Raw genomic sequence first — 24,412 nt, forward strand, 5'->3', positions numbered from 1 at the left:
CTTCGCTCTACCGACTGCGTCCATGCAGTCGTATTCGCCTCGAAAGATCGAAAAAATCTGTCTCAAACCGGCTTCCCCTCGCTACGATCGGTCAAGTCCGACAGGCCCCTAGCCAAAAAGAAGGTCGCGGAGTACAGCAAGCGCTGGCAAGATCCCCATGAAGGTGCAGGAGTGGCTACTCCACCGACCGGATAACTCCGGTGACAATGCCGAGGATCTGCACCTCTTCGTTCTTGAGGTAGATGGGCCCCATGTAGGGGTTTGCCGGTTGAAGGCGAACGCCGTCGCGTTCAACATAGAATTTCTTGAGAGTGACCTGTTCGCCGCCGATCATGGCAACTACCGACTGACCATTCTCGGCCGTTTCGCGCTTTTCGATGATGACGACATCGCCGTCCTGAATATTGTCATCGATCATGGAGTGGCCGCGAACCCGCAGTGCATAGGTGTTTTTCCGCACCATGTTGTGCGGCACGGAGATACTCTGGTTATCTTCGTTTAGGGTTACCGGCCGGCCGGCCGAGATCCAGCCGAGCAATGGCACTTCGACGGTATTCACCGGGGTGGCAGCCACCTTTTTCAGGTCGGGATGCCAGATAGACCTATTGGTCTTGGGGATCAGTATACTAACGGACATTTGAACGCCCTCTGGGATTTCAAGTCAACTTACGTGCGATACCGGATGGCGTCAATGCGATGCTCCGGTGCTCCGATCCATGCTTTTTGAGAGAATTGCTGCCATGAATGGAAACCAACCGCTGAAACCCGGTGTCATCACCGCCGCGCTAATCATCATGGTAGCGGTAGGTTTATTGACGTCGTGCGGGGACACTGATGTGCCTCTTACGCCCGAACTTCGCAATGCCCTCTACCCCGAACCCCGGGAACTGGGCGAATTCAGTCTGACCGGCAGCGAGGGGGAACCTTTTGGTCCTGCCAGTCTCGAAGGACAGTGGTCGCTGATCTTCTTCGGCTATACCCATTGCCCGGACATCTGCCCGACCACTTTGCTGATCCTGAATCAGTTCCACAAAGGACTCGAAGCGCACCCCGGGGCACTGGCCAACACCCACATCGTGTTCATCTCGGTGGACCCCAAGCGCGACACCCCGGAGCATTTGAAGCAGTATGTCACCTACTTCCATGACGACTTTCTGGCTGCAACCGGCGAGCGTGAGCAGATCGATCGCCTGGTGGAGGCTACCGGCGCGATTTACATGTTCGAAGGGGATACTTCGAGCGATGACTACATCGTCAACCACAGTGCCGCCATCTCTCTGGTGGACCCCCAAGGCCGCCTCTACGGGCGATTTTCGCCGCCGCACGATGCCGGAGAGATGGTGCAAACCTTCCTGCAAATCCGGCGCCATTACGGCGACCTTGCGGATTCCTGAGTGATAACCGTGATGGATTATTTCAAGGCGTGGCCGCAGTATTTACTGCCGGGTCACCTGCTTTCCCGACTGATGTACGTGTTGACGCGGATACGGGTCAGCGCGTTCAAGAACTTGTTTATCGACACCTTTATCCGGCTTTACAAGGTGGATATGCAGGAGGCGATGGAGCAAAACCCGCACGCCTACGAGCATTTCAACGCGTTCTTTACACGAGCCTTGCGCCCGGAAGCACGCCCGGTGGCCGGTGAAGCCGAAGCGGTTGCCTGCCCGGTGGACGGCTCCGTCAGCCAGACTGGCGCGATTGTCGATGGCAGCATTTTCCAGGCAAAGGGCCATGCCTATACCACGGAAGAGTTGCTGGGCGGCTCGCGGGAGCGGGCGGCACCTTTCCACAACGGCGCATTCGCAACGCTCTACCTGGCGCCGAGCAACTACCATCGCATTCACATGCCTTTCAGTGGGCGCCTTACGGAGATGGTGCATGTGCCCGGGCGGCTGTTCAGCGTCAGCCCGGCCACCGCACGCGCCATCCCACGGCTGTTCGCCCGTAACGAACGGGTGGCCGCCCTGTTCGAAACCGATATCGGCCCGATGGCGGTGGTGATGGTAGGCGCGGTTTTCGTAGCGAGTATTGAAACGGTTTGGGCCGGCCAGGTGACACCGCCGGCCGGCCGGATCATTCGCCAATGGAACTATCCGGAAGATGAGTCGCCCTACTTTGCCAAGGGGGAGGAGATCGGCCGCTTCAACATGGGCTCGACGGTGATCGTGCTGTTCGGTCCCGATGCGGTTGACTGGGCTTCGGAAATCGGCCATGACAGCGGGGTATGCATGGGTCAGCTGCTGGGGACGCAGCAGTAATGGAAGCCTTGCGATCCCCGAACGGCTTTAACCTATTCTTAGGGAGAGCCGTTTAACGCCGGGAGACGTCCATGGATCCCAACAAATACAAGCGCCACGAACCCGAAGAGCCGGAACATCTCAACTGTCGCGTCTGCCTGAAAGAGATCCCCTCCTCCGCGGCCCACACGGCCGAAGGGGTGGACTATATCTACCATTTCTGCGGCGTCGAGTGCCTTGAAGAGTGGAAGCAGAAGGAGAAGCGGGATGAGGGACCGCTCAACCACCCGGAAGACGTCTAGCAGGTTGATTGAAATGCTCCCTCTCCCCGATGGAGAGAGCTGGGGTGAGGGGGCTCACGTGAAAATTTGGCCTCGCTCTCCCACCTTGCTCGCTACGGACACCTAAGTCCGACAGGCTGCTAGGCCCGGTCGATGGGAAAGCCGATCACGTCGGCGACTGAATCCAGCCTGAGGGTCCGCATGACCAGCCGGTCCACCCCGAGCGCGACGCCACTACAATCGGGCAGGCCATTTTCCAGTGCTTGCAAGAGGCGCTCATCGGCAGCGACATCCTCCTGACCCCCGGCACGCCGCTGCTCCCGTTCGGTGGCGAACCGAAAGCGCTGTTCCCCCGCATCGGAAAGCTCATGGAAACCATTGGCCAGTTCCACGCCCTCCACATAGAGTTCGAATCGTTCCGCCACCGGCGGGTCACCCTCCCGTACCCGGGCCAGTGCCGCCTGCGAAGCCGGGTAGTCATGGACGAAGGTAAGCCCCTCGAGGGTGGACTCCACCCGATGGCTGAACAGTAGATTGAGCCAGGCATCCCGATCGCCTCCCAGATCGGGGACGGGTCCCAGACCGCAGGCTTTCGCACAGGCGCCGAGTTGTGCAGCATCAGCCCGGTGCGGGTCGAGTCCAAGCACCTCTTCAAAGGCCTGGGCGTAGGAAACTCGCCGGGCGGGCGCGTAATTCAGGAAGGAGCGGACCAGGGCTTCCACCTCATCCATCAGTTCCGCAATGCCGAATCCCGGCCGATACCACTCGAGCAGGGTGAATTCCGGGTTATGGAGCCGCCCCATTTCACCCTGGCGAAAGACCTTTGCCATCTGAAAGATGGGTCCGCTGCCGGCCGCGAGCAAGCGCTTCATCGGGAATTCGGGCGAGGTATGCAAGTAGAGCGGGAGACCACCGGCGGCGCCCGGCCCCTGGTAGCGAGTCGTAAAGCTGTCGATGTGCGCGTCGGTGGTCCCCGCCACCGAGAGAATAGGGGTCTCCACCTCCCATACCCCACGTGCTTCGAAAAACGCCCGTATCCGGGAGAGGACACGGGCGCGTTCCCGCAGGCTGCCGAGCGTGGCTGCAGGCCGCCAACCCAAGCTGCCGTTACTCCTTGGCGCGGGAGATGTATTGTCCCGTACGAGTATCGACCTTGAGAACGTCACCGATGTCGATAAAGAGCGGCACCTGCACGACGGCACCGCTCTCCAGCCTGGCGGGCTTGGTACCACCGGTTGCGGTATCACCGCGAATGCCGGGGTCGGTCTCGACCACCTTCAGGGTCACATGGTTGGGCGGCAACACGCTGATGGGCACGCCGTTCCAGAGGGTCACCGTGCAGACATCCTGCTCCTTCAACCACTGCTTGGCATCGCCAACTGCGGTTTCATCGGCGCCCACCTGCTCGAAGGTCTCGGTGTTCATAAAGTGCCAGTGTTCACCATCATTGTAGAGATACTGCATTTCGGTATCGAGAACGTCGGCAGCCTCGATGCTTTCACCCGATTTGAAGGTCCGCTCGATGACACGGCCCGTCTTCAGGTTGCGCAGTTTGACGCGGCTGAACGCCTGTCCCTTGCCGGGTTTGACGAATTCGTTCTCGACAATGGACGCCGGGTCGCCATCAAGCATCACCTTGAGGCCGCGTTTGAATTCGTTGGTGCTGTAAGTCGCCATACCTATCCTCTTGTTTAAACCCGGACATCCACCGCAAAGAGCGGGAGCCCACCCTGCCGACAAGCCATTTGGGCCTTTGCGTCTCTGCGGTGAATCATTCGGGTCAAAGACCTGCCGTCGACGTTTCACGCCAGGACTGCAATAATCCGCCCCCGAACCTGTCCGGCGCGGGAGACTGGGCACCAAATGAACCCGAAAAAACGAACGGTGCGGCGGAAAGCCGCCAAATAAAAGCGCAATGATAACCCGAAGCGAAGACTGGAAAAATGCCCTCGCCGACGCAGTACGGGATCCGGCCGAACTCATTGAGCTACTCGACCTGCCACGGGAGCTCGTCGAAGCGGCCCGGCGGGCGGCTATCGCTTTCCCGCTACGGGTGCCCCGGGGATTTATCGCGCGCATGGAACCGGGTAATCCTGCAGACCCCCTGTTGCGCCAAATCCTTCCCCTGGATGCCGAAAACACGCCGCTGGCGGGTTACACCACCGATCCGGTTGGTGACCGCTCGGCCGCGGTCGTTCCCGGACTGCTGCACAAGTATCACGGCCGCGTACTGCTGGCGATCACCGGCGCCTGCGCCGTCAACTGCCGGTACTGCTTCCGGCGTCACTTCCCCTACAGCGCGGAAAACCCGGCCCGGGGGGATTGGCAGGAAGCGCTAAGCTATCTGCGGAAGCATGAAGAGGTGAATGAAGTCATCCTGAGCGGCGGCGATCCGCTGGTCTATGATGATGAACACTTGGCCGGATTGGCGCAGCGATTGGCCGACATCCCCCATTTGAAGACACTGCGCATCCATTCACGTCTCCCGATCGTTCTCCCCGAAAGGGTAAACGACGCGTTACTGGCCTGGTTGACCGGCAACCGGCTGCAACCGGTAGTGGTCGTTCATGCCAATCATCCAGCCGAACTGAACTACGAGGCGAATGCGGCCCTCGAACGGTTGAAAAGCGCGGGTATCCCCCTACTCAACCAGACCGTATTGTTGAAGGGGGTCAATGACCATCCCGACAGCCTGGCGGAACTCAGTGGCGAGCTGTTCGCTGCCGGCGTGATGCCCTACTATCTGCACCTGCTCGACCGCGTGCAGGGAGCTGCCCACTTCGAGGTTCCCGAAGCGCATGCGATTGAACTCATTGCGATTCTGCGAGCCCGCCTCTCCGGCTATCTGGTGCCGCGCCTGGTGCGCGAGATTGCGGGCGCTCCGGGAAAGATCCCGATAACCGAGGTGTAAAGGCATACCCTTGCTCCATGCTGGCGAGCGATGCACATCCAAAAAATCAAGGTCTTGCATCGCTCTTTTCAGAGCATACGGTTCGCCCGGCCGACAACCTGAAGCAGTGGAAAACGACGGACGATTCCGGTACAAGTAAGCCCCTGCCGAAACCCGGGAAGGTCAGAACACAACGGATAGACGCCAGTGAAACACGAAGACATCATCTGCATCATTGTCATCGACGACTCTTCGAACGATGCCGAAACCGTTGCGAACCGGCTGCGTGATACCGGTCGTGCGGTCCGTGCAGTGCGGGCCGAGGACGACGAAGATCTTCGTAAGCACATGGCCCAGCACCAATGGGACATGGTGCTCAGCAAGCCCGAAATCCCCTTTTTTGGCGCCCACGATGCCCTTGACGTAATCGGCAAGATGGGAGTCGATCTGCCCGTCCTCATCATCGCCGATGACGCCTCAGAACAGACTGTTACCGATCTGCTGGAGTCGGGCGCCCGCGATGCGGTTCTGATGGCACGTCCGCAACGACTTTTGCAAACGATGCTTCGCGAAGTGGATGATCGCCACAAACGTCGGCAGTATCGAAATTGTGAAAGGCTGCTGCAGGAAGCCAATCAAAGGGCCCAGGGACTGGTGGAGAGCTCGCGAGATGCGATTGCTTACGTCCACGAGGGTATGCACGTCTTCGCCAATTCATCGTATCTCGACACTTTTGGCTACTCCGATGTCATCGAACTCGAAGGGCTGCCCATCATGGACATGGTTGCGCCGGAGGACCAAGGAAAGTTCAAGAACTTCCTGCGCCGTTATACCAAGGGCAACACCGAAGCTGACACTATTGAAATCCACGGTCTGAAATGCAATCAGGCCACCTTTGACGTGACCATGGAATTCTCTCCGGCCTCTTATGAAGGTGAAAGCTGCATCCAGATCATCATTCGTGACCAATCGCTCGACAAGGCGCTGAAACAGAAGCTGGATGCGCTCTCCAAACGGGACCTGCTGACCGGCGTCTACAACCATCAATTTTTTCTCGATACCTTGAAAAAGGTTTCCGGGAAAACCGGTCAACACGGTGCCGTACTTTACATTCGCCCGGACAATTTCAAGGAACTCCGGCAAAAAATCGGTATCGCTGCCAGCGATATGGTACTTACCGACATCGCCACGGTGATCAATAACGAACTGAAAAATGGTTCCGAGGCCGTGGCACGATTCGAATCAAACATCTTTACCGCCATCCTGCACAACGCCAAAACCGATAGGGCCGAGGCCGTCGCACGGCGAATCAGGGACGCGGTAGCCGCGCATATTTCCGATGCCGGCGGGCAATCCGTTACCACCACCTGCTGTATTGGTATCGCCTTTTACAGTGAGTCCCTTCCCGATCCACAGGCGGTGATCACCCGGGCGGAAAAGGCCTACAGCCAAGCCACCGAGAAAGGCGGCGGCAGCATCCACATCCATAATCCGGGCACCGACGAGATGGTCGATACGGAGCGACTCACGCTTTGGGAGAAGCAACTAAAACACGCCCTGCGCAGCAACGGCTTCCGCCTTCTCTACCAACCGGTGGTCAACCTCAAGGGCAATGATAGGGAAAATTACGAACTACTGCTGCGGATGCCCGGCAAAAACGGCACCGATATCGCGCCCGGTGAATTCATTCCGGCAGCGGAGAAAACCGGGTTGATTATGGCCGTAGATCGGTGGGTAGTGGCCAATGCGGTCAAAGTGCTCTCGGAACAACGGACCGGAAAAAGCACCAATTTCTTCATCAGGCTCTCCGGGGCATCGATCCGCGATACCCGCCTCCTGCCCTGGCTGCGGGACCTGATCAAAGCCTCCCGACTGGAGGACAACACACTGACCCTGACCATTAGCGAATCGGTGGCAAGCAGTACCATCAAGGCGCTGAAGGTTGTCGCCAAGGGCGCCAGGGAGTTGCGGCTGCAGATCGCCCTGGACCACGTGGGGCTGGCACCAAATTGCATCAATCTGCTGAAACACTGCGATGCCGATTTCGTGAAAATCGACGGCAGCCTGATTGGCCGCATGAGCCAGGACCCGGCGGTCAAGGAGAAGGTCCTGCAGATTACTGCCAGCGCCAAAGAGACCAATAAGCAGGTGATCGCCGAATCCGTCGAAGATGCCCAGACACTCGCTAGCATCTGGTCCTCGGGGATGGACTTCATCCAGGGTCATTTCGTGCAGCCCCCATCGTCAAAGATGGATTATGACTTCAACTCGGCCGGTTAGTGAACCGGTTAGTGATCACCTCGTTTACTACAAGGTCCGCCGGAACAAGGGGTAACCACTGAGAAGGCGTGCGAGGATTGAAGACGCTCTCTGTCCTCAGTGGCTACTTTTTCCTGCGCTCCTCTCCCCCTGTTCCCCTTGGTTCAGGACCCTGGTCTTGAGTGCGGCGATACGCTCCTCCAAAGGCGGGTGGGTCATGAACAGACGCTTGAGCCCCTGGCCGATAGCGCCGTTGATGCCGAACGCAGCCATGCGATCCGGCAGATGAGGCTGACCGGCGGTCAGGCGCAGGCGCTCCAGGGCGGCAATCATATTGCCGCCACCGGCGAGCCGGGCGCCACCGGCATCCGCACGGAACTCACGGCGACGGCTAAACCAGAAGACAATGGCTGAAGCCAGAATGCCGAGCACGATCTCGGCGATGATGGTGGTAATCCAGAAAGCCGGACCGTGCCCGCGCTCCACTTTGAAAACCACCCGGTCCACCAAGTGACCGATCACCCGCGAAAGGAAGATCACAAAGGTGTTCACCACCCCCTGAATCAGAGCCAGCGTCACCATATCGCCATTGGCCACATGGCTCACCTCGTGGGCCAGCACCGCCTCCGCCTCATTGCGGCTCATGTCCTTTAGCAGACCGGAGCTTACCGCCACCAGCGCCTTGTTGCGGTTGGCTCCGGTAGCGAACGCGTTGATATCCGGGGAGTCGTAGATGGCCACCTCCGGCATACCGATGCCGGCTTCCCGTGCGTGGCGGCGTACCGTTTCGGTCAGCCACTGTTCGGTGGCGTTCTTCGGCCGCTCAATGATTTGGGCGCCGGTCATCCGCTTGGCGGTCCACTTCGAGATGGCCAGCGAAATGAAGGCACCGCCGAAGCCGAAGAGAGCCGCGAATACCAACAGCGAACCCAAATCGAGTCCGACCCCCTGCTCATCCAGGATTCGCTCCACCCCCAGAATCCGCAATGTAACGCTAAGCACCAGAATGATGGCGATATTCGTCGCCAGAAAGAGCATGATTCGTTTCATGTCTGACCCGCCTTTCTGTTCTTCATTGAAGAGACATTCGTCAAATCACATAACGATATTTATCGCTCCGGCGACTGGATAGCAGGTGCTTATCTCTTGGCGCCTTGAAGTATGCCGTGCTGCCGGCTGGCAGAATCCGCTGCAGCCGGATCCAATTACCGAACGATCGGGGCGATTCGCGGGGTATCCCTTCTAGCCGACGCGCCTATCGAGTATGGCACTCCAGGAGCCTGTCGGACTTGACCGATCGTAGCGAGGGAAAGCCGGTTTGAGACAGATTTTTCGATCTTTCGAGGCGAATACGACTGCATGGACGCAGTCGGTAGAGCGAAGCAGGATGCCCGAGCCGAGTGGGTCTATTTAATGAGAAAGATCGGAAAACCTGGCCAAATCCGGCTTTTCCGCACGACTCCATGGATGGAGGAGTCAGAGCGAAGCAGGATGCCCGAGCCGAGCAGATCAGTGTTAAGTCCGACAGGCTCCTGGTCTCCTGTCGTCATCGCGGGGCATGCACAAGGGAAATCCAGGGAAACCCGAAGCTGTTAGCCAATAGTTGGCCGGCTATGCCGATTCCAGACTCTCCCATCGCTGGTAAGCTGTGGACAGCTCGTTCTCGAGGGCCTCCAGGCGTGCTTTAATCTCGGCAATCCGCTCGCTGTCAGCGCGGTAGAAGTCGGAACCGGCCATTTCCTGGTGAATCGCATCGATTTCGCCCTCCAGCTCCTCAATCCGCTGCGGGAGGGCGTCCAGTTGACGCTGTTCCTTGTAGCTGAGCTTGCGCGCATCGGGCCTCTCTGGCTCCGCAGGACGCGCTTTCACGCTTGGTTCCGACCTCTTGCCGACCCGCCTGGGCGTCTTTCGCTGACGCAGCCACTCCTCATAGCCACCCACGAATTCTCCGATCTGACCATCACCTTCAAACACCAGTGTGCTGGTTACCACGTTATCCAGAAAGGCGCGATCATGGCTCACCAGCAGCAGAGTACCGGAGAACTCATAGAGCCGTTCCTCCAGCAGTTCGAGCGTCTCGACGTCCAGGTCGTTGGTGGGTTCGTCCATCACCAGCACGTTGGCCGGTTTAAGAAACAACTTGGCCAGCAACAGACGGTTGCGCTCACCCCCGGAGAGTGTGCTCACCGGGGAGCGGCAGCGCTGGGGCGCGAAGAGAAAGTCCTGGAGATAGCTCATCACATGGCGGCTCTGACCTCCCACGGTGACCATATCCCGCCCTTCGCCAACATTGTCGATGACCGTGGCGGTCTCATCCAGCTGGGCGCGATACTGGTCGAAATAGGCCACCTCCAGTCGCGTACCGGGCTTCACCTGCCCCTGGTCGGGTTGCAATTCGCCCAGCAGGATCTTGAGCAGCGTGGTCTTTCCCACACCGTTAGGACCGATTAGCCCGATCCGGTCGCCACGGAAAATCGTGGTCGTGAAGTCGCGGATAAGGGTATGCCCCTGATAGCCGTGGCTGACGTTATCCACCTCGGTAACGATTTTGCCGGAGCGCTCCGCGTCGTCAAGCTGGATCCGTGCCGTACCGACCCGCTCACGCCGCCCCTGTCGCTCTTTCCTGAGTTCCTGCAGACCACGCACCCGTCCCTCGTTACGGGTGCGGCGCGCCTTGATCCCCTGCCGGATCCACGCCTCTTCCCGGGCCAGTTTTTTGTCGAAATTGGCCTGTTGACGGGCCTCCGCCTCCAGCGCCTCGGCCTTGCGGCACAGGTAGGTCGCATAGTCCCCCGGCCAGCTCGTGAGTTGACCGCGGTCCAGCTCAACGATGCGGGTAGCCAGGCGCTGCAGGAAGGCACGATCATGGGTGATGAACAGCAGAGTGCCGGAGAAGCCGGCAAGAAACTCCTCAAGCCATTTGATGGCATCGATGTCCAGGTGGTTGGTGGGCTCGTCCAGCAACAGCAGGTCGGGCTCGGAGACCAGGGCCCGGGCGAGCATCACACGCCGCTTAAGACCACCGGAGAGCTCACCGAAAGCGGCGTCACCGTCGAGCGACAGCTTCGACAGCGCCGTCTCTACACGCTGGTTCAGCTGCCAGCCATTTTCCGCCTCAAGCCGTTCCTGGACACTCTCCAGGCGCTGGAGCAGGGCTTCATCGCCGCTGGTGGCGAGACGGTGGCTCACCTCGTGGTACTCCGTCAAAAGCGCGCCCTGAGCGCCCAGCCCGCCGGCCACCACGTCGAACACATCGGCCTCCACGCCCATCGGAACCTCCTGACCGAGTCGGGCCACCACCAGCCCCTGGCTGCGGACCACATCGCCCTCGTCGGGGACGAGCTCCCCGGAAAGAACATGCAACAGGGTTGACTTGCCGGTGCCATTGCGTCCGACCAGGCAGAGCCGTTCACCGGGCTCGATCTGCAGATCGACACCATCGAGCAGCGGCGGACCGCCGAAACCGAGTTTGATTTTTCGTAGAGTAAGCAGAGGCATGGGGCTGGTTTTCTTTTCCTTAAAACGGCAGTGAGCGCGGCAGCGACCACTCGACAACTTCGATTCGATCGCGAGCGGATAGTTTAGTTTAATGGAAAGTGTGGTTAGGAGTCTGCGCCGGCGCACCGGTTTCGCCTACGGAGGGTAATGGCGGGTCAGTACACCCATGGCGTGGTTGATTTCCTGGAGGCGACTGAGGTCCCCGCCCCGGTCCGGGTGATGGCGCATGGCCAACTGGCGATAGCGGTGTTTGACGTCCGCGTACTCCACCGGCTCCTTTAGTCCCATCAGGGCTAGAGCGGTGCTCTTCTCGCCGTTGGTATCGAACCGGCCCCGGAAACCATCCAGCAGTGCCTTTACATCCTGTTCAGAGGTGCTGACCAGCTGCGAGTGATCCAGGTAATACTCGCGGAGCGGGTCGCTGGTCGCAAGCCCTCCGGTGCCGGAATGATAAGGGTCGAGCGCAATCCGCAGGACATCGATGGCCAATTCCCCCTCCCGCGCTTGCCGGTAACGGTCCCGTAACCGATAGAGAATATGGAAAAGCAGAAAATGCTGCCGAAACAGCGCAAGGCGATCACTCGGGTGGTAACGCTCGAACTCCAGCCAGCCGGCTTTTCGCAGGCGACCGATTAATTCAAACTCCCCGAAACCGCACGGATTGCCATGCAGCTCGTCGCGGATGGCCTGCTCCAGCCTTTCGATGCGTTCCGAATCCATGCCATGATCCTACCGGGCGGGGCGCTCCCCTGCCATGCTCGATCCGCGCTGCTGTTGCTTTTCCTATGCTGTAGGGGACGATTTCCCGACATAGCCTTCCGTTGCAGCGCTACAGCCCGAGCCCACCTGAGGAGCTAATGGCAAAAGCGACACCGAAGCGGGACAGCGATACACCCTGGCATGCGCTCTCGACAGAGGACGCGACACGCCGACTCTGCGCGTCTCCCGAAAAAGGCCTGACGGCCCCGGAGGCCGACGCCCGGCGCGAGCGTGAGGGACCCAATCAACTTGAAGAGCCGCCCCGGGCCGGCCCCGTTCGACGTTTTCTCGAACAGTTCAGGGGTCTGCTGATCCAGCTGCTGCTGTTTGCTGCCGTGCTCTCCGTCGCCATCGGCCACCTGCAGGATGCCGTCGTCATCGCCGCTGTGGTGGTGATTAACGCCTTCATGGGCTTCTATCAGGAGTATCGGGCCGAGCGCGCCCTGGAGGCGTTGTCGGCGATGCTGGCGCCCGAGGCCGAGGTGCGCCGGGATGGACACCGGCAGATGCTGCCCGCATCGGAATTGGTTACCGGCGATGTGGTGCTGCTGGACGCTGGCGATCGGATTCCGGCCGATGGCCGCATCCTTTCCGCCCACGGGCTGGAGGTGGACGAATCGGTGCTCACCGGTGAATCCGTACCGCTGGGAAAGGATGCCGAGCCGGTAGCAGCCGGGATACCGCTCACCGGGCGCCAGGACATGCTTTACATGAACACCACAGTGACCCGTGGTCGTGCCGAGATGCTGGTAACGGCCACCGGCATGCGCACCGAAACCGGGCAGCTGGCGCAATCGCTGGCCACAGAGAAAGCCGGCCCGACGCCGATGCAGGTGGAACTCGATGTGCTCGGGCGCCGCCTGGCTGCGGTAGCAGGCGTGATCGTCGCCGCGGTGATGGTGGGCTCTCTGGTACGCGGCGCCGATCTCACCGAGACCATCATGCGTTCCATTGCCCTGGCAGTGGCGGCGGTTCCCGAGGGACTCCCTGCCGTGGTCACGGTCACCCTGGCACTGGGGGTGCACCGGATGGCGGCCCAGCACGCCATCGTCAGACGCCTGGCTTCGGTCGAAACGCTGGGCTCCACCAACGTCATCTGCACCGACAAAACCGGCACGCTGACCCAAAACCTCATGACGGCCCGCATGCTCTATTTCCGCGGACGGAAAATCGCGGTTTCCCAAGCCGGCGACGATTCGGACCTGCGCCCCATATTGGCCCCCCTGGCGCTCTGCAATGACAGCCAGATCCGGCACGAACAGATCATCGGCGATCCGATGGAGGCCGCCCTGCTTCGTCTGGCGCGGGATAAAGACTTCGAACGGGAACGACAGCTGGAGCGCTGGCCGCGGGTGGCGGAGGTGCCGTTCGATGCAGCTCACAAGTACATGGCGACCTTTCACCTGGACGCAAACCGGGTCCGTATCTTCCTCAAGGGCGCCCCCGAAGCGCTGCTCCCGCTCTGCGGAAATTACCTGGATGCAGAGGGCGAATCACCGCTGGATGAGGATGCCTTCAGGGCAATCCTGGACCTCAACACGGAATTCGCCAGTGCCGGACTCCGGGTCCTGGGGGCTGCGGAGAAGGTCATCGATGCGGGCGAATTTGATGCCGGCAACGACCTCAAGGGCTATCTGCACGGAGTGACGTTCACGGGGTTGGTCGGGCTCATGGATCCCCCCCGCCCGGAGGCCCGGAAGGCAATCGCGCGTTGCGGTGAAGCGGGCATCGACGTCAAGATGATCACCGGCGATCAGAAGGTCACCGCTTCGGCCATTGCCGGCGAACTGGGCATTCGGGGCGATGTGCTGACCGGAGAAGAGCTGGAGCAGCTGAGCGACGACGCCCTGGCTGAACGGATCGCGGCCATTGCCGTTTTCGCCCGCGTCAGCCCCGACCAGAAAGTCCGTATCGTCCGTGCCATCAAAAAGAGCCACCGTGTCGTCGCGATGACCGGTGACGGCGTCAACGACGCACCGGCCTTGCGCAGTGCCGACATCGGCGTGGCCATGGGCGCCGGCGGCACCGATGTGGCCCGCGAGGCTGCCGATCTGGTGCTGACCGACGACAACTTCGCAACCATTGTCACAGCCGTGAAGGAGGGGCGAACCATCTACCAGAATATCGTCAAGTTCGTCCGTTTCCAGCTCTCCACCAACATCGGCGCCCTACTCACTGTCGCCACCGCGCCGCTGTTCGGCCTGCCCCTCCCGTTCAATGCCATTCAGATCCTGTGGGTCAACATCATCATGGATGGTCCGCCGGCCATGGCGCTCGGGGTAGACCCGGCACGAAAAGACACCATGGCCCGACCGCCACGGGACCCGGAATCCAGCATTCTGTCGGCACGCCGACTCGGTAATCTGGCCAGCTATGGCATCACCATGGCCATCGGCACTCTGGGGGTTCTGGCCTGGGGGCTTTCAGCGCGGGAGACCACCCATGCACTCACGCTGACATTCACCACATTCGTACTGTTCCAGGTGTTCAACGCCTTCAATGCACGTGCCGAGCAGATCTCGGCCTTCGGCCGCGACTTCTTCGCCAACCGTTACCTCTGGATGGCGCTCTTTGGCGTCGTACTGCTGCAAGTCATCGCCGTCCACTGGGCGCCGGCTCGGGAGATTTTCGGGACCGTGCCGCTGACGCTGATCGATTGGGGCATCGCCACCGGGGTGGCCTCGAGCGTGCTGCTACTCGAAGAAACCCGGAAATTGATCTTGCGCTGGGTCGGCTAGTGGCTAGTGGCTAGTAGCTAGTAGCTAGTGGCTAGTGGCGAGGGGTGAGGGGTGAGGGGTGAGGGGCGAGTAGCGAGTAGCGAGGGGCGAGTAGCGAAGGACGCTTGCTTGTTCTCGCCAGGAAGTGCATCACGCCTTGAAGCGGTCCCGGTCTTCGCCCGCCACATGGTCGGCCGCAGTCGCACCGCGTCTTCCCCGCGGAAGGGGTTCCCCGGTGGTTGTATCCACCTCCGTCTGCATCTCCATCTCCCTGTTCAATTCAGCGCCCAGCAGGACCACGAAGGCCGAGAGATAAAACCACATCAGCAGCACAACGATGGCCGCCATGGAGCCGTAGGTCTCGTTGTAGGAACCGAAATTGGAGACGTACCAGGAAAACAGTCCGGAGGCGATCAACCACAGCACCGTCGCGGTCAGTGCGCCGTAGTTCAGCCATCGCCATCGGGGAGGATGGCGACTGGGGGCGAAGCGGTAGAGGATCCCGATCCCGAATGCCGCCAGAAGCGCCAGGATCGGCCATCGCAGCCAATTGACCAGGCTTTCGATCACGCCTGGCAAGTTGACAAAACTCAGTATCGCCGGCACCGCCACAACCATTCCGGTGGCGAGAATGACCGCGACAATGGCCCCCAGAGTCAGTAGCAGGGCAACCCCGTTGAGGCGGAAAAAGCCGCGCTCCTCCTGCTCCTCGTAGACGATATTGAGCGCGGTCATCAGTGACTTGGTGCCCTTGGTAGCACTCCAGAGGGCAACGAGAACGCCGATCAACAGACCGATACCCAATTGTGATCCGGCACTGTCGACCACCTGCTGCAACTGGCTGGAGACGATACTCGCCACCTCCTGAGGCATAATGCCCTCCATGGCGCCGACCAGCCGTTCGACATCGGTCGGACTGGCTACCAGGCCATAGAGTGACACCAATGCGATAAGGGCCGGGAACAGCGCGAGGAAGGCGTAAAACGCCACGCCGGCCGATATGACGCTCAGATTATCCTGGCTAACGTCCCCCTTTACCCGTTTCCCGACCGCCCTCCAGTCTCCGGCACTCAGCTCCCTCGGGCGCGATGCGTTCATCGCCTGTTGATGATCTGCCATGGTTCCATCCTCCGGTGGGTCAGGCCGTCCGCTTCATGCCGGCCAGCATGTTCCTCTTGACCTTGCCGGACGGTGTCCTCGGCAACGCCTCCGAAAAGAGCAGTTCCCTGGGCAGCATGTGCGACGGCAGGTGGTGGCGACAGAATCGGAGCATGCTATTCACGCTGGGAGTCACGTCCGGGTTCGGCACCACCACCGCCCGGACGACCTGCCCCAGCAATGCGTCCTCTATGCCGACCACGGCAACCTCCTTGGCGTCCGGGTGCCTGGCGATGACCTCTTCAACCGCCCCCGGCGAAAAGCGGTGGCCACCACTTTTGATCATTTCGTCAGCACGCCCCACCAGGTAGAAATATCCGTCCCTATCCTGCCAGGAGAGATCACCGGTGTGCAGCCATCCGTCGCGCAACACCTCGTCAGTCGCCCTCGGGTTCCGCCAGTATCCTGCCATGACATTCTGTCCACGGGCGCAGAGCTCTCCGATACCGCCGGGCACCATACCCATGCCCTGCTCATCCCTGATGCTCAGTTCGACTCCGGGAATCGGCAAACCGATCGAGCCTCGCTTCTCGGCCCAGCGGTCCGGCGGTAACCAGGTGAGACGTGCCGTCGCCTCGGTTTGGCCATACATCACATAGAACGCCACACTTGGCAGTTGCTCCCGGACCTGATCGACTGCATCGGCCCGCATCCCGCCACCGGCCTGCGCCAGATAACGCAGGTGCGGCAAGGGCTGTTTGAATATTCCATGCTGAAGCGCAAGGTAGTACGTGGTCGGTACACCGAAAAACCCGGTCACCGCCTGCTTCGCCAGGAGCTCTCGCACCGCATGGGGATAAGCCATTCCGTTGCCGATCACCAGGCGCGCACCGGCGGCGATATGGGTATTGAGAATGGAGGTCCCATAGGCGTAATTCAGGGGTAGCAGACAGAGCCCGATATCATTTTGGTGCAGATGGAGGTACCCGAGAATGGAGCGGGTATTTGCCTCAAGATTACCATTGGTGATCATGACTGCCTTCGGATTTCCGGTAGTTCCGGAGGTGCAGGCAAGAGTGGTCAATCGGCCGGGATCATTGAGAGCATCGTAATCGGGGTCCCCCGATTCAGCCGCCAGGACGGCTTCCCAGGCGAAGACCCGACCACCCGACGAAACTGATGGAGACCGTTTTCCCACCAATATCACGTCCAGGGTCGGGAGCTGATTACACGACTCCTTCCAGGAACGTTCGGTCCCTTCCGTGATTCAGCCACCTGGCTTCAACCCTGTCCGTCATCGTGGCAAGCTCGGAAACGCGCACATCGGGTCTGAGCGGCACGACCACGGCCCCCGCAGCGATAATCCCGTAATAGGCAGCGACGTACTCGACTCCGTTGGCCAGCGCCAGGATCACCCGGTCACCGCGCTTCACTTTCGATTTTTGGAAGAACCCGCAAACCGCTCGTACCATCGACCAGAGTTCGTTGTAAGTGACGCCGGAAGCGCCGAGGCGAATAGCCTCACGATCCCCATTGGCGATTACCGACGCCTCAAGCTGATGCACAATGCTCCTATCCATAGAGTCCACCTTCCCGAAATCAGGCCCGGAGCTGCTGCCGACGCGAGAGAGGCCAGTGTCCCCCGAGACGATTGATACTTTGGCGACTGCCTTACGGGAACCCCCTGCAAGTGCCGCTTCCGAAAAGCCCAAAGGTATCGTTGAGGATAGCCGGTTTAGCACTCTCCAAGGGATTGCCGACAAATTCACGGAAGGCAAGCTGAACAGGACGCAAAAAAAACGCCGACACGGATTACCGTATCGGCGCTTCAAATGTGGTAGCGGGGGCAGGATTTGAACCTGCGACCTTCGGGTTATGAGCCCGACGAGCTACCGTACTGCTCCACCCCGCAACTGTCTGTTTCCCGGCACCCGGGAGGAGCGAAAGGTTAGTGGCTCCGGTCCGAACTTGCAACCTCTATTTTCGAAACCCTTCGCCTATTGCTCGCCAGAATCCGCATCGTTCGTTCGCGGGAGCGAAAACCAATGAACACCCGGAAATAAAAACGGGACCGATTCATGGCCCCAAGGCGGTCGCCATACCCGAGCCGAGGAGACCCCCGAGTTCGGCCGGTACGGATATGACGATCTCGGTGTGGTGCCTATCATTCTGCTCTCGTCGGGCTGAGGCGGTTTGCGACAACTAATCTCATACTCATAATCAGCGCGATGAGAATACCGATTCCTGCCGACCCTCCACCGCCACTGTTTTCGGGGAGGTCGGGGGTTGGTGCTACGAGAGCCTGCTCATCATCCAGAATCGCAACCGTGACCTCGGCAAGGACATTGTCACCCGACGCATCCAGTAGACTGACAAGAAACGATTCATCTCCTTCGACCTCACTGTCATCTATCAGTGTGATCGGAACGGAGAGTTCGGCCTTATTGGCCTCGAAAATGAGATTACCCTGCCGGGCAAGGAAATCCTTCCCGGCTTTGGCCAGTCCGTCCAGGGTTCGAAACCTGACCTCCAGTGGCTGGGAAGCATCACCCATGCGCCTGAAAACGACATTGGCGAGCGGTGCGTTCTCCCCGACCTCGATTTGCGAAATCGCCGATATGGCACTTTCCGTCCCGCTGTCATCGTCGAGAACCGAAATCTCTGCCGTCGCGGGTCCACTGATGGGAGCACCGCTCAGTTCCAGCAAAAAAGCTTGCCGGGGTTCCGCTACACCATCATCAATGATGGGAACCGAAACGGTGTGCTGTTCCGACGCCCCTGAAAAGCGAAGTTCGCCGGCTACCGCTTGATAGTCGCTGCCGGCCACTGCCGTTCCGTCCCGTGTCGCGTATCCCACCGCCAGCTCCCTCTCCCCACCGGTGCGGTATACGGTGACATTGACCGAACCGGCCCCTTCGGAGACAGCCGGGGAGACGTTGAGGATCTTGACAACACCGACAGACGCGGTTTCATCATCAAGAATCGTGATGCCGGTTGTGGCTGTATCGATTAGCGCATTGATGGGGTTAGAGAGCTGCAGAGTAAAGTGCTCCTCCCCTTCCAATTCCGTATCGTCCGTGACCGCGATGAGCACGGTCTGCAGGGAAATGCCTGCAGGGAATTCGAGGGCTCCCCGGGTTGCCACGTAGTCGGACCCCTCCAGGGCCGTTCCGGGGGCGGTGGCATACTCCACGCGGCTGTCTGTCGTAGTCCTATCCCGCTGTATCGTCACCGCCAGCGATGGGTCGGTTTCATTCACCTGGTAGGTCTGCTGTGAGAAGCTCAGAATCGGAGGAGGCGTGCTTCCCGGCTCCTGCAGGGATACCGCAAGCACTGCCGTTTCCCCGTAGCCACGACAGCCTGTGATAACGTCGGGATAGCCGTCGCCATTCAGGTCAGCGACGGCTACCGGGCCGGGCTCGATGCAGTTGACTATACCCTCCCACATTCCTCCTGGACCCGACCACTCGATTAATCCAATGGTATTGTTTGCGCGATCAGTACCCACCAGTTCGGCGCGTCCGTTTCCATCCATATCCGCTCCAGCCAGCCCCCAGGGGGAAGGAGCGGCAACCGAACCCACGAAAGCCGGCGGCTCGTTTGCAGCGGTAATCTTCCATATGTCGACGCCTTCCGACGTGCCTACCGCAGCCTCGGGATGACCATCGCCATCAATGTCGGCGGCGATAATAGCCGTCGAACCGCCGAGCAGGGCCATTTCCGAAAAGCCCCCGGCACCATCCGACCTGAGAATGCCCTGGGGAAGCGCGAGCTCGGGTCGGCCGTCACCATCGAAATCGGCGCTCGTTCCGTCCGTTGCCTGCCAACGCAGGGCGTCGGCGATGGCATGGCCCGTAGCGAACCCGCCTCCGCCGTCGCCAGGGAAAAGAGTCACCCCGGCACCCACCGCAGCGATGACCGCCAGGTCCGGGGACCCGTCACCCGTGAAGTCCCGAGCGACAATGTCAGCGGGAAAAGCACCTGCTCCGTCCAAGATGCCCGACGGCGAAAAGCCGCCTGTCCCGTCGCCCCTGAATAGGTGGACGAGCCCCTTGTCATCGCCTTCGGTCACCGCCAAATCGACTCGCGCATCGCCGTCCCAATCGCCTGCGGCGAGACCGTAGGGTTTGAACGCTACGGCCAGCGGGTGATCGGTCAAGACACCGTCGCCTCCGTTCAGATGGACGCTGAGCTTGCCGTCGCCGCTACTGAGCCCGTACATCGCTACCGCCACGTCAACAGCACCATCGCCGTTGAAGTCGGCGACCTCGATATCCGTAGGGTCAGTCCCGGACAGCTCGTATTCAACGGGCGGGCCGAAGACGGCAGGGCTGCTCAGGGGCCACAAGGCCAATCCCAGCAGAACAAAACGACGGTATCCCATTACCTTATGGCCGTTTCGGCGGGTACGGCGCCTTCCGGTCCGCTCACAGTCACCGTGCCGGGATCGCCGCCGATACCGCGGGCGGTCAACTCCCAAGACAAATCCTTCTTGCGCCAACGCATGTCACCGAAGCCCTCCACCCGCAGCACCGCATCCGGCCCCAATTCGCTGGTGGCGGCAACCGTCAGGGTGTCCCTGCGTGCGGTGTACATCGTCTCGGTTACGACGATAGTCAGGTCGTAGCCGTTGCAGTCCTGGTCGATACCGTCGCCGACTATCTCCTCGGCTCCGGGATAAATGGATGCATCGTTGTCGTTGCAGTCCTCTGCCGCGGAATAGCCGTCGCCGTCCGCATCGTCGGGGGCGGTGCCGGCCAGAGCATCGTAGGCCGCGGTTAACCGGGGCAGGCCGTTACCGTAGGCGTTGTCCGCACCGGCCGGCCCGAGGTCGGCGGCCGAACCTGCGAGCGCCGCCTCCAGCTCAGCGACGCTGGAAGTGGGATAGGCGTCACGCATCAGAGCAAAAGCGCCCGCCAAATGGGCCGCGGCAATGGAGGTGCCGCTGACCGACACATAACTGTCCGGAAACAGACCGCCGTAGGTTAGGTCGGCGGTGTAGACCTCCACCCCCGGCGCGCTCAACTCGGGGTAGATGCCCCCATCGCAGGCAGAGGGGCCACGCCCGCTGAAGTCGGCCACGGAATACGAACTGTCCACTGCACCGGCTGCAAAGGCATTACCGTAGTTTCCCGGGCTCACGCTGCTGCCGCCATCCGGACCGCTGTTGCCACCGGAAAAGGCGACAGCAATTTCGGCCAACTTGAGCAGTTGCACATCTTCCAGAAATTCCGTATCGCAGGTCCCGACGCTGTTGAGCAACGCCCATGCCGCCACCACGACTTCCGGCGAATCGTCCACATCCGGATTACCATCGGGGTCCAGCGCCCACTGAAAGCCCTGGTGGATGCCGCTCAGGGTGGCCCGACCGCTGTCGTCGAACACTTTGGCGGCAATCCATTGCGTCCGCGGCGCAACGCCGATGGGAGAGCCGCTATTGCTGCCCCCCACAGCGACGCCGAGCACCTGGGTGCCGTGCCCGCTGGCATCATACGGCGTGACGTGTTCCCCGTACGGATCGAACCAGTCACTATCGCCGCCGCGCCATCGGGGGCCGAGGTCGGGGTGTCCGGTATCAACCCCACTATCCAGCGAAGCGACGGTAACACCGTTGCCGTCATACCCTGATGCCCATAGCGCGTCGGCCTCGATGCTTTGCAGATTCCACCCGGGCATTGCCGAAGCTCCAACTTCATTCGCCGTCAGAGTCACCTCCGCATCGAAGATAATCCGCCGAATCCCGGACCGTCTCGCCAATACCGTTATTTCACTCGCCGGCAGCTCGGCAGCCAGGGCGTTAATGTGCCACAGCTGCACGGGCTGCCCGAAAGGCCGTAGCTCCCGCAGCAGGCCGGCCTGACTTTGCTTCGCGGTATTCCGGAGCCGCACGAGCAGTTCGGCCCGGCGCTCCGAACGTTCAAAGCCCGCAAGGTCATCGGTCCGGGCTTGTGCGCTGAACTCGAGAATAACCGGAATCCGCTCCTCCGGCGATGCCGACGCCAGATGCTCTTGAAGACGCTCACCGGTCGTCCCGGCCTGGGCATGCAGTGAAAAGACAAACCCCCATCCATACAGCAGCAGCTTTCGCGCATCCATGCCTGACTCCCTGTCATCTCTCCCGTCGTCAGCCCGCATTTTTCACCACAGAGGACCAAATTCATCAATACTCTCAGTTGGACTACCTGAGTTTCCGAGCGGTGTCTCGGTATGGCCGCCTCTGTGATCGGTGTGGTTGTTCATGAAACCGGAGATTAGCCCTAACAGCTAACACCGGCTTCTGAGACGCTTACGGCGTCACTGAATGGGCACCCCTTCCACGTGCACTCCATCCAGGGAGACCGTAACCCTGTCGCCGTGTCCGAGGCTGCGGCCGGGATTGGCGAAGAGCACGAAATAGATTAGGCCCTCCTCCAGCTTCTCCGGCGATTGGCGCAGCGCCCCCACCTTGGCAAAGGAGGGCGTGGAGAGTTTTCGGCCGCTGCTCTCATCCACCAGATACGGCTTCCACTGCGCCATCAGCGGTTCGGCCTTGTCGCTATCGGTTACCTGGTAACGCAGATCCAGCATGTGCCCCGCTGCTGACAACCGCAGCGCCTGCAACTCGATGCCGAAGCGTTCGGAAAGCTCGGCGGAAGGCACGTTGATCGGTTCCCCTCCCTCTTCGGGAACGGGAGAGTTGGAAGCGGGATAGGCCGCTCCGCTCGCCAGGAGCAGTCCCAGGGATGACCACGCTACTAACCGAAACGCGGACAAAGTTTTCATCGATTTCCTCCTTGACCGTGGCGGGCGCCAAAGCGCCCGCTCATTTTCATGTTATTTAATGACATCCACGCGAACCGTGGCTTCGTTGGAGAGCGCGCCTTCGGTATCGGCAACCGTGTACCCGAATGCATCACTGCCCCGGAAGCCCGGCGACGGGGTGTAGGTGATGGTGCCGTCGGCGTTGGCAATGGCGGAACCGTGCAGCGGTTGTGTCACCACAGTTACGCTGGCCGGTTCGAGGTCGCCGTCGGGATCGCTATCATTGCTGAGCACGTTGATGGTGACCGGCTCCCTGAACGGTGTGGTGGCCTGGTCGTCGCTGGCCATCGGTGCAATGTTGGCGGCTGCTTGGACGGTCAGGCTCACGAGGACTTCAGCATGGCTGACGGTGCCGTCACTCACCGTGTAGGTGAAGCTGTCCGGGCCCGTATAGCCGGCATCAGGGGTATAGGCGAATCCGCCATCCGACTCCAGCGCAAGGGTGCCGTGGTCCGGCAAAGCGGCCGTCGCCGCAGTGAGGGTATCTCCGTCCGGATCACTGTCGTTGGACAGTACGCCGGGGGCGGCTACCGTCAGGGTGGTGTCCTCGTTCACCGCATAGCTATCGGCGGTGCCGACCGGCGCATCGTTGGTCGGGTTGACGATCAACGTGACCGTCGCCGGTGCACTCTGGAGCGTGCCGTCATCGGCCCGGTAGCTGAACACTGCACTGCCGCTGAAGTCCGGCGGCGGCGTGTAGGTGAAGGAGCCGTCAGGCTCCAGATTCAGCGACCCGGCACTGACTGGATCGTCCAGCGTTGCCGTCAGCGTCCCGTCGGCAGATTCGTCGTTCCCCAGAACGCCGGGCGCGGCCACCGCAAGCGGCTGGTCCTCATCCGTGGCATAGCCATCGTCGACGGCGATCGGCGTGCCGACCACCGTACCCACTTGCAATCCGGAAAGCATACCGCCGCCGGGCCGGCCGGCATCGGTCAGATTCAGTCGCCGGTCATAAATCGGGTACACCCCCTCCTTTTGCGGCGTAAAAACAGCATCCCGGGTCTTGGCGGGCGACAGGGTCACTGAATACTGCTGTCGCAGGTAGGGATAAGCAAAGCCATCCTCGGCCACGACCTGAAGATGGCTGCCCTGCAGCACGGGCACATGGGTGTTCAATCCCATATTGAACAGCCTCAGCAGGGTTGGCTCGCCGACCGCGCCGGCGGCGATCGGGGTCGAAACGCCTGACTGGTAGGGCTCTCCGTTGATGAGAAAGTATTTCGGACTGTAATCGACGGAACTGGGGTAAGCCGCCGTGCCGTATTCGCCGCTGGTGATCGCGGCGTTCAGTGCCGGATCGATCTCGCTGAAAAACAGCAGGGCTTCAGTGGTGGCAGCGACGCCCGGATAGGGCTCGCCGGCAGCCGCATCCTTGGTGATACCGCCATAGAGGCCCATCGGCACCTGCATCTGCGGTGAGGTCGCGCTGTGATAAACGTGACTGCCGGCGGAGAGTGACGGCCAACTGTAGGTTCCGGTTCCACCCGGTGCCGTCTCATGGGTCAATGAGCGGGCCCGGCGACGCCCCTGCGCATCGGTGGTGAACACCGGATCACCGCCCGAGGCCTCGCCGGGGATGATAAGGGATACCGGGGCCGACAGGGTATTGTGCAGGGTGATGGTCAGCCCCGGATCCTCCGGCGGGATGTCGATGATCGGACCGGGCGACGTAGACGTTTCGGTCCCGTCCAGTACGCCGTTGGCGTTGAGGTCTTCGGCGAATCCCCACTGCGTCAACTGCACGCCGTCGGGCATGATCTTCGTCAAGGGCGCAGCGATGAGGTGCACCTCCTTGGCCCCCGCCGAACCGCCGGCAAGCACCAGCGCCGCGCATAGAGCACTCCTTGTCCTGGTTACTTTCATAGTCCTAGT

The 24,412-nt window shown here is 60.8% G+C and carries 19 protein-coding genes and 1 tRNA gene; 6 read left to right on the top strand and 14 right to left on the bottom strand.

Going from position 1 to position 24,412, the window contains the following annotated elements; all coding sequences use genetic code 11:
* Window positions 1–175: 175 nt before the first annotated feature.
* Window positions 176–637, bottom strand: coding sequence for a transcriptional repressor LexA (gene lexA / locus Q7L05_RS02340; protein WP_303901343.1), 462 nt, complete (start codon window positions 635–637; stop codon window positions 176–178).
* A 103-nt stretch (window positions 638–740) separates the two neighbouring features.
* Here lexA and Q7L05_RS02345 point away from each other — a divergent pair, with 103 nt between their 5' ends.
* From Q7L05_RS02345 to Q7L05_RS02355, 3 genes are all read left to right on the top strand, one after another.
* Complete coding sequence (locus Q7L05_RS02345; protein ID WP_303901346.1) at window positions 741–1,394, top strand: SCO family protein; 654 nt, start codon at window positions 741–743, stop codon at window positions 1,392–1,394.
* Between the two features lie 9 nt (window positions 1,395–1,403).
* Window positions 1,404–2,258, top strand: coding sequence for an archaetidylserine decarboxylase (gene asd / locus Q7L05_RS02350; protein WP_411293308.1), 855 nt, complete (start codon window positions 1,404–1,406; stop codon window positions 2,256–2,258).
* 71 nt (window positions 2,259–2,329) lie between these two features.
* On the top strand, window positions 2,330–2,539 hold the full coding sequence (locus Q7L05_RS02355) for a DUF3330 domain-containing protein (protein ID WP_303901349.1): 210 nt from the start codon (window positions 2,330–2,332) through the stop codon (window positions 2,537–2,539).
* Window positions 2,540–2,658: 119 nt separating this feature from the next.
* Here Q7L05_RS02355 and epmA read toward each other — a convergent pair whose 3' ends face one another.
* Together epmA and efp are read right to left on the bottom strand one after the other, a co-directional pair.
* Window positions 2,659–3,618 carry an EF-P lysine aminoacylase EpmA gene (gene epmA / locus Q7L05_RS02360; protein WP_303901352.1) on the bottom strand — a complete coding sequence of 320 codons (960 nt, stop codon included), beginning with the start codon at window positions 3,616–3,618 and terminating at the stop codon, window positions 2,659–2,661.
* A 7-nt stretch (window positions 3,619–3,625) separates the two neighbouring features.
* Window positions 3,626–4,195 (bottom strand): elongation factor P, encoded by a 570-nt coding sequence (efp, locus tag Q7L05_RS02365; protein ID WP_303901355.1) that lies wholly within the window; start codon window positions 4,193–4,195, stop codon window positions 3,626–3,628.
* 238 nt (window positions 4,196–4,433) lie between these two features.
* Here efp and epmB point away from each other — a divergent pair, with 238 nt between their 5' ends.
* Together epmB and Q7L05_RS02375 are read left to right on the top strand one after the other, a co-directional pair.
* Window positions 4,434–5,429: an EF-P beta-lysylation protein EpmB gene (gene epmB, locus Q7L05_RS02370; protein ID WP_303901358.1), complete on the top strand. Its 996-nt coding sequence runs from the start codon at window positions 4,434–4,436 to the stop codon at window positions 5,427–5,429.
* 186 nt (window positions 5,430–5,615) lie between these two features.
* A complete protein-coding gene (locus Q7L05_RS02375; RefSeq protein WP_303901360.1) occupies window positions 5,616–7,688 on the top strand; it encodes an EAL domain-containing response regulator in 2,073 nt (690 codons plus the stop codon).
* A gap of 96 nt (window positions 7,689–7,784) precedes the next feature.
* Here Q7L05_RS02375 and htpX read toward each other — a convergent pair whose 3' ends face one another.
* The 3 genes from htpX to Q7L05_RS02390 form a co-directional block, all read right to left on the bottom strand.
* A complete protein-coding gene (htpX, locus tag Q7L05_RS02380; protein ID WP_303901364.1) occupies window positions 7,785–8,717 on the bottom strand; it encodes a protease HtpX in 933 nt (310 codons plus the stop codon).
* Window positions 8,718–9,278: 561 nt separating this feature from the next.
* Window positions 9,279–11,165 (bottom strand): ATP-binding cassette ATPase Uup, encoded by a 1,887-nt coding sequence (gene uup / locus Q7L05_RS02385; protein ID WP_303901367.1) that lies wholly within the window; start codon window positions 11,163–11,165, stop codon window positions 9,279–9,281.
* A gap of 135 nt (window positions 11,166–11,300) precedes the next feature.
* Window positions 11,301–11,885 carry a DNA-J related domain-containing protein gene (locus tag Q7L05_RS02390; RefSeq protein WP_303901371.1) on the bottom strand — a complete coding sequence of 195 codons (585 nt, stop codon included), beginning with the start codon at window positions 11,883–11,885 and terminating at the stop codon, window positions 11,301–11,303.
* A 137-nt stretch (window positions 11,886–12,022) separates the two neighbouring features.
* Between Q7L05_RS02390 and Q7L05_RS02395 the strand changes: the two genes are divergently transcribed.
* Entirely contained in the window at window positions 12,023–14,662 is a 2,640-nt protein-coding gene (locus tag Q7L05_RS02395) for a calcium-translocating P-type ATPase, PMCA-type (RefSeq protein WP_303901374.1), read from the top strand.
* A 129-nt stretch (window positions 14,663–14,791) separates the two neighbouring features.
* Here the strand turns inward: Q7L05_RS02395 and Q7L05_RS02400 are convergent, their stop codons facing one another.
* The 8 genes from Q7L05_RS02400 to Q7L05_RS02435 form a co-directional block, all read right to left on the bottom strand.
* Entirely contained in the window at window positions 14,792–15,760 is a 969-nt protein-coding gene (locus Q7L05_RS02400; RefSeq protein WP_303901377.1) for a YihY/virulence factor BrkB family protein, read from the bottom strand.
* A gap of 19 nt (window positions 15,761–15,779) precedes the next feature.
* Window positions 15,780–16,937 (bottom strand): class I adenylate-forming enzyme family protein, encoded by a 1,158-nt coding sequence (locus tag Q7L05_RS02405; protein ID WP_303901380.1) that lies wholly within the window; start codon window positions 16,935–16,937, stop codon window positions 15,780–15,782.
* 28 nt (window positions 16,938–16,965) lie between these two features.
* A complete protein-coding gene (locus tag Q7L05_RS02410; protein WP_303901383.1) occupies window positions 16,966–17,319 on the bottom strand; it encodes an AMP-binding protein in 354 nt (117 codons plus the stop codon).
* A gap of 255 nt (window positions 17,320–17,574) precedes the next feature.
* A tRNA-Met gene (locus Q7L05_RS02415) sits at window positions 17,575–17,651 on the bottom strand.
* Window positions 17,652–17,903: 252 nt separating this feature from the next.
* Entirely contained in the window at window positions 17,904–20,123 is a 2,220-nt protein-coding gene (locus Q7L05_RS02420) for a Calx-beta domain-containing protein (RefSeq protein WP_303901386.1), read from the bottom strand.
* Window positions 20,123–21,835 (bottom strand): S8 family serine peptidase, encoded by a 1,713-nt coding sequence (locus tag Q7L05_RS02425; RefSeq protein ID WP_303901389.1) that lies wholly within the window; start codon window positions 21,833–21,835, stop codon window positions 20,123–20,125. Before Q7L05_RS02425 ends, Q7L05_RS02420 begins: the two co-directional genes overlap by 1 nt.
* Window positions 21,836–22,033: 198 nt before the next feature.
* Window positions 22,034–22,501, bottom strand: a complete 468-nt coding sequence (locus Q7L05_RS02430; RefSeq protein ID WP_303901392.1) for a hypothetical protein — start codon at window positions 22,499–22,501, stop codon at window positions 22,034–22,036.
* 51 nt (window positions 22,502–22,552) lie between these two features.
* Window positions 22,553–24,403, bottom strand: coding sequence for an Ig-like domain-containing protein (locus Q7L05_RS02435; RefSeq protein WP_303901395.1), 1,851 nt, complete (start codon window positions 24,401–24,403; stop codon window positions 22,553–22,555).
* Window positions 24,404–24,412: the final 9 nt, after the last annotated feature.

This window comes from Thiohalomonas denitrificans (assembly GCF_016841685.1).
GTDB lineage: Bacteria > Pseudomonadota > Gammaproteobacteria > Thiohalomonadales > Thiohalomonadaceae > Thiohalomonas > Thiohalomonas denitrificans_A.